This window comes from Citrobacter sp. wls757 (genome assembly GCF_005280935.1).
GTDB lineage: Bacteria > Pseudomonadota > Gammaproteobacteria > Enterobacterales > Enterobacteriaceae > Citrobacter > Citrobacter portucalensis.
Window position 1 is genome coordinate 171,271 of sequence record NZ_SZWU01000049.1, and the last position, 10,344, is coordinate 181,614.

Sequence of the window (10,344 nt, forward strand, 5' to 3'; positions counted from 1 at the left end):
ATAGCACAAGGGGTTAGAAGCGGATGCCGGGAAGATGTAAAAGATCTGTATAGGTAATCTCTATCCCCCGTAATACCTGATAGCGCTACGCTTATCAGACCTACAATCCCCCGCGAATCAAGCCCCCCATGCCACGACGCTCCATGAAGGCCGCTACCTGATGGCGTACTTCTGTTGCCATCTGTGCCTCCAGGCTGCGCTGCGCCAGCGTTTGCGCCTCATCAAAATCGATATGACGCAGCAGATATTTTACGCGAGCGACAGAACGACCGTTCATCGACAAATGACGGAAACCGAGACCGATCAGAATAGCCACACACATCGGATCGCCCGCCATTTCACCACACAGGCGCAAATCGATACCGCTTCTTTCGGCTTCCTGCGCAATCATCGCCAGCGCACGCAACATCCCCGGATGCAGGCTGTCATAAATGCTGGCTACCCGTGTGTTGTTACGATCGACGGCCAGTATGTACTGGGTAAGGTCGTTGGTTCCAACCGAGATAAAGTCTATCCGGTTTGTCAGATGCGGCAGCATGAACACCATCGACGGAACTTCCAGCATGATGCCAATGCGCGGTTTCGGGATCTCGTAACCGATCATCTCCTCCACTTCGCGTCCGGCGCGTTCAATCAAACGTCGCGCTTCGTCCACTTCATCGATGCTGGTTACCATCGGCAGCAAAATGCTCAAGTTTCCGGTTGCCGCATTCGCACGCAGCATAGCGCGAACCTGGATCAAAAAGATCTCCGGCTGATCGAGTGTTATGCGGATCCCTCGCCAACCAAGGCACGGGTTCTCTTCACTGATCGGCATGTAGGGCAGCTGTTTATCGGCGCCGACATCCAGCGTACGCAGGGTCACCGGCTTGTCGTTAAACATTTGCAGCATACCCTGGTACTGCGCAACCTGTTCTTCTTCCGAAGGAAAACCGCTTTGCAGCATGAACGGAATTTCGGTGCGATACAGGCCAATGCCGTCGATTCGGCTACCCAGCTTTTCTTCATGTTCTGGGCTGAGGCCCGCATTGAGCATCACCTTCACGCGCTCGCCGCTTTTCAACTGTGCTGGCTGGTTGACGTCGTCTTCCGCCAGGCGGCTCAGCTCAATTTCTTCACTGATAAGACGCTGGTATTCCTGGATCAATACCGGTTCCGGATCGACCAGCAGTTCACCGCGATAACCGTCCACTACCAGCGTACGGCGATGCAGCACCGACGGCTGGATATCGGCCCCCATAACGGTAGGGATACCCAGCGCACGCACCATAATTGCCGCATGAGAGTTGGCTGCGCCGTCCCGGACAACCACGCCAACTAACCGGTCCTGAGGAAGCTCCGCCAGCGTGGTTGCTGAAAGTTCATCCGCCACCAGCACAAAGCGTTCCGGCCAGGCATTCGGCCCCTGGATAGAGTCATCAAGGTGGAACAGCAGACGCTGGCCCAGCGCGCGTAAATCTCCGGCCCGCTCTTTGAGGTAGTTATCGCTCAGCGCGGCGAACTGTTCGGCAAACTTTTCAATGATCGTTTTAACCGCCCACTCGGCCACCGAACCGTTATCCACTTCCGCAAACAGCTCGCGGCGCAGACGGGTATCGGAAAGCAAGTGCGAGTAAAGATCAAAGATCGCCGCCGTTTCTTTCTGCGCCCCAGCGGTAAAACGCTTGCTGTAGCGGCGGAATTCGTTCGCCGCCTCTTCCAGCGCACCGGTCAGTCGCTCGCGTTCAAGCACAGGATCCAGCGTTGAAGCCTGGTAGACCTGTTCCATCAACGGCAGCGTCGCATCCTGCCAACCTTCGGCTATTGCCACACCGGGAGCGGCAGGCAGCGCACGGATGCGCGTTTGACGGTACTGGCCGAACAGCGCGTTTAGCTGCGACTGCGAAAGTATGGCCGCCATTTGCGTGGCGAGCGTGACGAGGAAAGACTCTTCACTTTCATCGTACTGACGCAGTTCACGCTGCTGCACCACCAGCACACCTAAAAGCTGGCGACGCTGAATGATCGGTACGCCTAAGAATGCACGAAAACGCTCTTCTTTTACCGAAGGAATGTATTTAAAGCTGGGATGTTTTTGCGCATCGGCGAGGTTGATAGGTTCCGCCAGCCTGCCAACCAGGCCAACGATACCTTCATCAAACGCGAGTGCGACAGTGCGACCACGTGGTTTTTTTAGTCCCCGGGTCGCCATGAGGTAATAACAACGTCGATCGTGATCGGCCAGATAAACCGAACAGACCTCTGTATCCATCGCAAGACAGATGTCGGTAACCAGTATATTCAGCGCTTCGTTCAGACGCGGAGCACTGGCCACCTTTTCGACTATTTCGCGCAGGCGGGTGAGCATAATTTGCGTAGCTTAACCTCTTTTACGTCTGTACGCAGGTGCGCTTTGCGGTTTAGGAGTGCTCTCCTGAAGCGCCATGACAACACTTGCGAATTCTTTCATCACCCTGCGATAGACATCGCGTTTAAATGACACCACCTGTCGAACCGGATACCAGTAACTCACCCAGCGCCAGCCGTCGAACTCAGGTGTACTGCTGGTTTGCATATTGATTTCAGCATCGCTGCTGACCAATTGCAGAAGAAACCATTTTTGTTTCTGGCCGATACAAACCGGCTTTGTGTCCCAACGCACCAAACGTTTCGGTAACTTGTAACGCAACCAGTTACGAGTAGAAGCAAGGATCCGTACATCTTTACGACTGAGACCCACTTCTTCAAAGAGTTCCCGGTACATCGCCTGCTCTGCTGTCTCTCCTGCATTGATCCCACCTTGTGGGAATTGCCAGGAGTGCTGACCAAATCGCCGGGCCCACATGACCTGCCCCTGGCGGTTACAAATTACTATCCCTACATTCGGGCGGTAGCCATCGTCATCAATCACCGGACTACCTCAACATAAACCTTATATACAAACGATTGTTTCACACTCCTGAGGGGCGGTAAACCACTCTGTTAAGGGTGCGATATTCTAATAACAATTGAATAACTCACAGTTAAAGGCCGAGTTATAAACAGAAGAAGGGCAAGCAAGGCGATTTTATTCACCTTTTCTGTGGATATAGTTGTGAAGAAGTACGGAATTACTATGGGAAAACCCAGAACAGTCCGAATAAGACATTCGTCACATATCAAAAATACTCTTATACATTCATAAAGTTAAAACCGATCCACGCAGATAAACACACAGAAATGTGATGTGCATCACGCATACAATCTTCACGCTGATGAAAGATCGACCAGCGTTGGTTTTATCCACAGATTATGCCAATAAGTTAGGCACAATTTGTGTGAAAATTCGATTTTCGTCGCACGTCAAGGCTGTAAATTGAAACAGTAGTGGGGGTTTTTCACAGTTATCCCATCTTTCTGTGGATAACATGGTGTAAGATCCTGTTCATTGTCAGTGACCAGAATTGGAAAACCCGCTTCGCTGTTGCGCAACTCTGCGAACGTAAATCTAAAAACCAATATAAATCATAGAATTGAATAAAGCATGTGGAAAAAGATAAACTCTGTCCACACGGTATAAAATCATTGCTCATTTTTTCACCTAAGGGTTAACCCGATGCCAGAACTCCGTCCGTTACTTTCTCCCCCTGAATCTGAAGCCCAGTTGCTGAGCCAGGCACGGCAGCTTTCGGGCTACGCGTTAGGAGAATTAGCGGCAATGGCGGGAATCGTTACGCCAAAGGATCTTAAGCGCGATAAAGGCTGGATTGGCGTCCTGCTGGAAATCTGGCTCGGTGCCAGCGCGGGCAGTAAACCAGAGCAGGATTTTGCAGCGCTTGGCGTGGAGCTGAAAACGATCCCTGTGGACAGTCTTGGCAGACCGCTGGAAACCACCTTTGTGTGTGTGGCGCCGTTAACCGGCAATACCGGCGTCACCTGGGAAACCAGCCATGTACGGCACAAACTCAAACGTGTTCTGTGGATCCCGGTAGAAGGCGAACGCAGCATCCCTCTGGCTGAGCGCCGCGTCGGCTCTCCCCTGCTGTGGAGCCCGAATGAAGAAGAAGACCGGCAATTGCGTCTGGACTGGGAAGAGTTAATGGACATGATTGTGTTAGGACATGTCGAACGCATCACCGCTCGCCATGGGGAAGTACTGCAACTGCGTCCTAAAGCCGCCAACGCCCGCGCGCTTACCGAGGCCATTGGCGCCAACGGCGAACCCATCCTGACCCTGCCACGCGGCTTTTACCTGAAAAAGAACTTCACCCGCGCATTGCTTGAGCGACATTTCTTGTTCCAGGCGCAATAGGCACCGTCCGGCCTTTCACCCGCCGCGTTACGGGCCTATAATTACCGCTTCTTTTTTTTTGGCAGGACTTTGTTCGATGTTATTTGCATGGATAACCGATCCTAACGCCTGGCTTGCGCTCGGTACGCTGACGCTGCTGGAGATCGTTCTTGGGATCGACAATATTATTTTCCTTTCTCTGGTTGTAGCCAAACTCCCGACAGCGCAACGCAATCATGCCCGACGTATTGGGCTGGCGGCGGCGATGATCATGCGTCTGGCACTGCTGGCTTCTATCGCCTGGGTAACGCGGCTGACAAACCCGTTATTCGAGCTGTTTGGCGAGGCGATATCAGCACGCGACCTGATCCTTCTGCTGGGGGGATTGTTCCTGATCTGGAAAGCCAGTAAAGAGATCCACGAATCCATTGAAGGTGAGGAAGAGGGGTTAAAAACCCGCGTATCTTCTTTCCTGGGCGCGATTGTACAGATCATGTTGTTAGACATTATCTTCAGTCTGGATTCCGTGATTACTGCGGTTGGTTTGTCCGATCATCTGTTTATCATGATGGCGGCGGTGGTGATTGCCGTAGGCGTGATGATGTTTGCTGCTCGCCCGATTGGTGAGTTTGTCGATCGCCACCCTTCGGTAAAAATGCTGGCGCTCTCGTTTCTGATTCTGGTCGGTTTTACGCTGATTCTGGAAAGTTTCGACGTCCACGTTCCGAAAGGATATATCTATTTCGCCATGTTCTTCTCTATCGCGGTAGAGACCCTGAACCTGTGGCGTAATAAAAAAAATCCGCTCTGATGAAATCCATCGCTCCCCGCAAGGGGAGCGAATGCCAGCCACACCTACCCCTTCTCACAGTTTAAGATTTTACTGCTTTCACCCTGCACAACTTCGCGTTATTACTAAACTATTGTCAGACGCAGGCCATGTGAGGATAAGCAGATGAAAAAATGGGCAGTTTTGATTTCCGCCGTAGGACTGGCTTTTGCCGTTTCCGGATGCAGCAGCGATTATGTAATGGCGACAAAAGATGGTCGAATGATCCTGACCGATGGAAAACCAGAAATTGACGATGATACCGGTCTGGTGAGCTATCACGACCAGCAGGGCAATGCGATGCAGATTAACCGCGATGATGTGTCTCAAATCATTGAACGCTGATGGTTGAGGTCAGCAGCGCGCTGGCCTTAACAATTTTACTTCCCTTTTTCTCTTCCCTCAGCCATTTTTATAATCCTTATGTCGTGATTATAAAAAGGAAACGGCTATGCAATATCACCGTATACCCCACAGCTCGCTGGAAGTCAGTACACTGGGGCTGGGCACAATGACGTTTGGTGAACAAAACAGCGAAGCCGACGCACATGCACAGCTCGATTATGCAGTAGCACAGGGCATTAATTTGATCGACGTTGCCGAGATGTATCCGGTACCGCCGCGTCCTGAAACCCAGGGTCTCACCGAAACCTACGTAGGTAACTGGCTCGCCAAACACGGCAGCCGCGAAAAGCTGATCGTTGCGTCTAAGGTCAGCGGACCATCACGTAACAACGACAGCGGCATTCGACCGAATCAGGCGCTGGACCGTAAAAATATCCGTGAAGCGCTGCACGACAGCCTGAAAAGACTGAAAACCGATTATCTGGATCTGTATCAGGTTCACTGGCCGCAGCGCCCGACCAACTGTTTTGGTAAGTTAGGCTACAGCTGGACAGACTCCGCGCCGGTCGTTTCCCTTCTCGATACGCTGGACGCTCTGGCCGAGTTTCAGCGCGCCGGGAAAATTCGCTACATCGGCGTTTCTAATGAAACCGCGTTTGGCGTGATGCGCTATCTGCACCTGGCGGACAAACACGATCTGCCACGCATCGCCACCATCCAGAACCCCTACAGCCTGCTGAACCGCAGCTTTGAGGTTGGACTGGCTGAAGTGAGCCAGTATGAAGGCGTTGAGCTGCTGGCTTACTCTTGCCTGGGCTTCGGTACGTTAACCGGGAAATACCTGAACGGCGCGAAACCTGCCGGTGCACGCAATACGTTGTTTAGTCGTTTCACGCGCTACAGCGGCGAGCAGACGCAGAAAGCCGTTGCGGCCTATGTGGATATCGCGAAACGCCATAATCTGGATCCTGCGCAAATGGCGCTGGCATTCGTGCGTCGTCAGCCGTTTGTCGCCAGCACTTTGCTGGGCGCCACGACGATGGAGCAGCTAAAAACCAACGTTGAAAGTCTGCATCTGGAGTTGAGCGAAGAAGTACTGGCAGAGATTGAAGCGGTGCATCAGGTGTATACCTATCCTGCACCGTAACAGTTAGCGCCTGATGGCGCTACGCTTATCAGGCCTACAAAGTGAGCATCCTGTAGGCCGGATAAGGCAACGCCGCCATCCGGCAACAGCATACAACAGACTAATGGCGGCGCTGCCAAATCCACAGTGCCGCAATCGCCAGCGCAAACAGCGCACCAAATCCAATACCAATCGCAACAGCCGGGATCCCCACCAGCACCGCCAGTGAGTAAATACCGAGCATCAACAGCATCGCGCTGTTTTCGCCCAGGTTTTGCACCGCTATCGCATTTCCCGCGCCGACGCTTTTCTTACCCCGTTCCTGCAGCAACGCATTCAGCGGTACCACAAAGAAGCCACCCGACACGCCGATAAGCATCAGCAATGCGTAAGCCGGAAGCAGCGAATGTTGAAGAGAGAAAATCAGCACCACGACGCCAATCAGGATCCCCGCAGGCATACAGCGCGACACGGTTTCCAGCGTTACGAGCTTCGCTGCCGCACCCGCACCGACCACAATCCCGATCGCTACCATGGCATTGAGGTAGGTCGGTGTGGCGTTATCGGTGATGCCGAGCGCCACCGGGACCCACAGCACCAGCAGAAAACGCAGCGTAACGCCCGCGCCCCAAAAAAGGCTGGTTCCCACGAGCGAGAAACGCGTCTCGCCATTACGCCACAACGATGAAGCCGCACAGAAGAAACTGCGCGTCATTTTCCCCAGATGCCAGGACTGGCCAGGACGAGCCGCGGCCAGTTTCGGGATATACAGGTTAGCCACCACGGCGCCAGCATAGGCCAGGGCACAGGCAGAAAGCGCGGCAATCACGTGCCAGTCGGCCAGAACGCCGCCGGCGACAGAACCGAGCAAAATCGCGGCAATGGTGGAGGCTTCCATCAGGCCGTTAGCCTTCACCAGTTTGTCGCCGGTAGTCAGTTCACCGAGAATGCCGTACTTGGCCGGTGAATATGCCGCCGCGCCGATCCCCACCAGCGTATACCCAAGAAACGGATTAATGCCGAAGCAAATACTCGCCGCGCCCAGCAGTTTCAGAGCGTTCGCGAACATCATCACTCTGCCTTTGGCAAAGCTATCCGCCACCTGTCCCACAAAGGGAGCAAACAGAATGTAAGCGCCCACAAACACCATTTGCAGGATTGGCTGACTCCAGTCCGGATAGAATTGTTCTTTCAGCAACGCCAGCGTAGCAAACAGCAACGCATTATCGCCAAACGCCGACAGAAACTGCGCGGCGATAACGGACATCATCCCTTTGGACCAGATTGAAGTGTTAGTGTGCACTGACTCACTCATGTTGTTTTTCCGGCTCATCGACCCAGCTTTTCAGCGTAACAAAATCCGGCTTACCGCTGCCGAGTAAGGGGAGTTGCTTCAGATGGCGAATATCACGCGGTACGGCGAGTTCAGGTACACCGTGCGCCCGCGCATACTGCTGTAGTTTTTCACGTGTCAGCTCGCTGTCGGTAGTGAACAGCACCAGCGCCTCACCTTTGCTGGCATCACTCTTGATCGCCGTGGCGTGCATTTTGTCTGCGGATACCGCCAACGCCAGTTGCTCAACCATTTCCAGCGAAACCATCTCTCCGGCAATTTTAGCGAAACGCTTAGCGCGCCCCTGAATCTGTACAAAGCCGTTTTCATCTAAGCGCACGATGTCTCCAGTGTCATACCAGCCGCGCTCAATCTCACCTTGCGCATTCTCTGCTGTCGGCACTTCCAGCACGCCAGGTTTTTCGACGCGCAAATAGCCGCTCATAATATTAGGACCTTTCAGCTGTAAACGCCCACCGTCCTCAATTCCCGGAACGGCCAACAGTCGAGCATCCATACCAGGCAAGATGCGCCCTACCGTTCCCGATTTTGCCGCCATTGGTACGTTAATCGACACAACCGGCGCACATTCCGTCACGCCATAGCCTTCAAGAACGCGCAGGCCAAATTTCTCCTGCCACAGCTGCTTTGTGCTGTCCTGAAGTTTTTCCGCTCCCGCCACCACATAGCGCAGGCGGTGGAAATCGTACGGATGCGCAAAACGCGCGTAGTTGCCGAGGAACGTTGAAGTACCAAACAACACGGTGCAGTTCCGGTCGTATACCAGCTCTGGCACAATGCGGTAATGCAGCGGGCTGGGATAAAGAAACACTTCTGCGCCAGTCAGTAGCGGCGTGAATAATCCCACCGTCAGGCCAAAGGAGTGGAACAGCGGCAGCGCCGACATAAAACGGTCATCGGCGGTGAAATCGGCAATCGTTTTGATCTGCTCAACGTTCGCCAGAATGCTTTTATGACTGTGAACCACACCTTTCGGATGGCCTTCTGAGCCAGAAGTAAAGAGGATCACCGCAGCGTCTTCCGGCTGCTGCTTCACCTGCGCCAGATGCGGTGCCAGCAGATGTGAGAAAATCCACAGCTTATCGCTGAAGGTCACATCAGCTTTTAAGTCTTCCAGATAAACCCAACGCACCTGGGTGAGCTGTTCCGGTAAATGCCAGAGTTTGCCTTTATCGAGAAACTGTCGGGATGTGAAGATCGTTTTAATTTCAGACGCAGTAATGGCGCTGGTTAATCCTTTCACGCCCGCGGTGTAGTTCATCATGGCCGGAATGCGTCGACGCGCAATGGCGCCAAAAATAACCGCCGCGCTGATCCCCGCGTTTGGCAGCATCAGGCCGATTTTTTCACCTTCGACGCTGTATTTTTCCAGAATACGGGCCACAAAGAGCGTCTTTGTCAGCAGTTTGCGGTAGCTGTCCGGGGTAAAGTTAACATCTTCAATGCAGTTTTTGCCTGCGCCAAAACGGTATTTCGCCGCCAGCAGCGACTCGTATAGCGTTTCACGCGGACGAACCGCCATGCGTGCTTCCATCATAATTTGATGCAGCATCTCTCCGGCAATTTTGCGGCGATCGCGAGCACGCGGTGCTTCCGGCATCGGCAGTTGTGTCGGCGGTAGGATATGTAAGCGGATGCGCGGGAAGAATAGCTGTTTAACCAAACCTTTCAGGCGGCTAAAGTGGGAAAGCTCCGCGCCTTCAATGCGCACAGGAACGACCGTCGCCCCAGACTTTGCGGCAACAAACCCCGCGCCGTCATAAATTTTCATTAACGAACCGGACGTCGAAATACGTCCTTCCGGGAAAATAACCACCGGACGGCCCTGTTCGACCAGACGAACCAGATGTTTAATCGACATCGGTTTGGTTGGATCTAACGGTACGAAATCAATCAGCGGAGTTAGCCAGCGCATATACCATTGCTGGCTGATCGAGGTGTAAACAGCGAAGACGGGACGAATCGGTAAAAAGAGCGCCAACAGGATGCCGTCTATAAATGAGACATGGTTGGGAGTGATTAGAACGCGTTCTCCCTGTAGCGCGCTGACATCGCCCGTGACGCGAACGCGGAAAAGCACGCGAAACAGATTACGAAAAAAGCCAAATAGCATCTCAACTCCCTGTGCCATTAATTATATAAACATCAATGGTGGGAGAGTATACAAGTTGGGGAATTGGCGCGACAGGTAACTGGTAAATACAATCCGAAAAAAAACCTGCGCATCCGCGCAGGTTGGTGCAAGAGACAGGTACGAAGTGCGTACCGAATAATCTCACCAATCAATACCTCTGGGATCTTGATTGTGGTCGTCAGCAGCCAGATTCGCCAGTGCGAAAACGCAAAGGAATGAACCCAAATGCAACGAGTTGTGTAAATTATCGGTTACTGTTACAGATAGGCTGAAGATAAAAAAAAACCTGCGCATCTGCGCAGGCTGG

8 protein-coding genes are annotated in these 10,344 nt (G+C 53.0%); 4 read left to right on the forward strand and 4 right to left on the reverse strand.

What is annotated here, in order from left to right; translation table 11 throughout:
- Nucleotides 1-100: 100 nt before the first annotated feature.
- Both ptsP and rppH read right to left on the reverse strand, forming a co-directional pair.
- On the reverse strand, nt 101-2,347 hold the full coding sequence (gene ptsP / locus FDW94_RS13120; protein ID WP_003825604.1) for a phosphoenolpyruvate--protein phosphotransferase: 2,247 nt from the start codon (nt 2,345-2,347) through the stop codon (nt 101-103).
- 12 nt (nt 2,348-2,359) lie between these two features.
- Nucleotides 2,360-2,890, reverse strand: coding sequence for an RNA pyrophosphohydrolase (gene rppH, locus FDW94_RS13125; RefSeq protein WP_003825602.1), 531 nt, complete (start codon nt 2,888-2,890; stop codon nt 2,360-2,362).
- A gap of 684 nt (nt 2,891-3,574) precedes the next feature.
- On the opposite strand from rppH, the gene mutH reads away from it, so the two are divergent.
- The 4 genes from mutH to FDW94_RS13150 all read left to right on the forward strand — a co-directional run bounded on the left by mutH (nt 3,575) and on the right by FDW94_RS13150 (nt 6,570).
- Nucleotides 3,575-4,270, forward strand: coding sequence for a DNA mismatch repair endonuclease MutH (gene mutH, locus FDW94_RS13135; RefSeq protein WP_003033965.1), 696 nt, complete (start codon nt 3,575-3,577; stop codon nt 4,268-4,270).
- A 76-nt stretch (nt 4,271-4,346) separates the two neighbouring features.
- The gene (locus FDW94_RS13140) at nt 4,347-5,060 is read left to right on the forward strand and encodes a TerC family protein (RefSeq protein ID WP_003033961.1); all 714 of its coding nucleotides are present in this window, start codon (nt 4,347-4,349) and stop codon (nt 5,058-5,060) included.
- Between the two features lie 144 nt (nt 5,061-5,204).
- A complete protein-coding gene (gene ygdR, locus FDW94_RS13145) occupies nt 5,205-5,423 on the forward strand; it encodes a lipoprotein YgdR (protein ID WP_000758660.1) in 219 nt (72 codons plus the stop codon).
- Between the two features lie 106 nt (nt 5,424-5,529).
- Nucleotides 5,530-6,570, forward strand: coding sequence for an NADP(H)-dependent aldo-keto reductase (locus FDW94_RS13150; protein WP_003825597.1), 1,041 nt, complete (start codon nt 5,530-5,532; stop codon nt 6,568-6,570).
- Between the two features lie 100 nt (nt 6,571-6,670).
- Here the strand turns inward: FDW94_RS13150 and lplT are convergent, their stop codons facing one another.
- Together lplT and aas are read right to left on the reverse strand one after the other, a co-directional pair.
- Nucleotides 6,671-7,864: a lysophospholipid transporter LplT gene (gene lplT, locus FDW94_RS13155; RefSeq protein WP_008785713.1), complete on the reverse strand. Its 1,194-nt coding sequence runs from the start codon at nt 7,862-7,864 to the stop codon at nt 6,671-6,673.
- Nucleotides 7,857-10,016: a bifunctional acyl-ACP--phospholipid O-acyltransferase/long-chain-fatty-acid--ACP ligase gene (gene aas, locus FDW94_RS13160; RefSeq protein ID WP_137377708.1), complete on the reverse strand. Its 2,160-nt coding sequence runs from the start codon at nt 10,014-10,016 to the stop codon at nt 7,857-7,859. The genes lplT and aas overlap by 8 nt, the downstream gene beginning before the upstream one ends.
- Nucleotides 10,017-10,344 lie beyond the last annotated feature (328 nt).

Bases quoted from the DNA above. Each gene is read 5' to 3' on its own strand.
- ptsP (WP_003825604.1), bottom strand. From the start codon at position 2,347: ATGCTCACCCGCCTGCGCGAAATAGTCGAAAAGGTGGCCAGTGCTCCG.
- mutH (WP_003033965.1), top strand. From the start codon at position 3,575: ATGCCAGAACTCCGTCCGTTACTTTCTCCCCCTGAATCTGAAGCCCAG.
- FDW94_RS13140 (WP_003033961.1), top strand. From the start codon at position 4,347: ATGTTATTTGCATGGATAACCGATCCTAACGCCTGGCTTGCGCTCGGT.
- ygdR (WP_000758660.1), top strand. From the start codon at position 5,205: ATGAAAAAATGGGCAGTTTTGATTTCCGCCGTAGGACTGGCTTTTGCC.
- FDW94_RS13150 (WP_003825597.1), top strand. From the start codon at position 5,530: ATGCAATATCACCGTATACCCCACAGCTCGCTGGAAGTCAGTACACTG.
- lplT (WP_008785713.1), bottom strand. From the start codon at position 7,864: ATGAGTGAGTCAGTGCACACTAACACTTCAATCTGGTCCAAAGGGATG.
- aas (WP_137377708.1), bottom strand. From the start codon at position 10,016: ATGCTATTTGGCTTTTTTCGTAATCTGTTTCGCGTGCTTTTCCGCGTT.